The organism is Ectothiorhodospira sp. PHS-1 (genome assembly GCF_000225005.1).
Classification (GTDB): Bacteria; Pseudomonadota; Gammaproteobacteria; order Ectothiorhodospirales; family Ectothiorhodospiraceae; genus Ectothiorhodospira.
On sequence record NZ_AGBG01000097.1, the window covers coordinates 1 to 445 of the forward strand.

The window sequence follows — 445 nt, forward strand, 5'->3', positions numbered from 1 at the left end:
GGGAGCCTCACCCAGGGAGCGCTCGCGCCAGGCGGCCAGCCCCTCATCGAGCTTGGCGGCGGCGCGGCTCACCTGGGCGCTGGAGAGCGCAATCTCCGGCCCCAGAAGGCGCTGCAGCACGTCGATCACCCGGCGGGTGGAGACGCCTTGCACGTACATCTCGGCCAAGGCGAGATTGACCGCCTGATCGGTGCGAGCGCCCTTCTCCAAAGCGGAAGGATAGAAGTCGCCGGAACGCACTTGCGGCACCTGGAAGGTCACCTCGCCCACACGGGTGAGCATGGTCTTGGGCTTGAAGCCGTTGGCGTAATCACGGCGAGTGGCCGAGCGCTCGTAGGGAGCGGCGCCGAGGTACTCGGAGCGCTCGATCTTGGCGGCTTCATTGACGAGGATGCGCAGGGCTTCGCCTGCGCCATCCAGTCCGTTCTCGAGCAACACGGCATTA

General features: G+C 66.7%; 1 protein-coding gene. It reads right to left on the bottom strand.

The annotated features are described in order from the left end of the window. On the bottom strand, window positions 1-438 hold a 438-nt coding region (locus ECTPHS_RS13760), incomplete at its 3' end, for a transposase (RefSeq protein ID WP_210386943.1). Window positions 439-445: the final 7 nt, after the last annotated feature.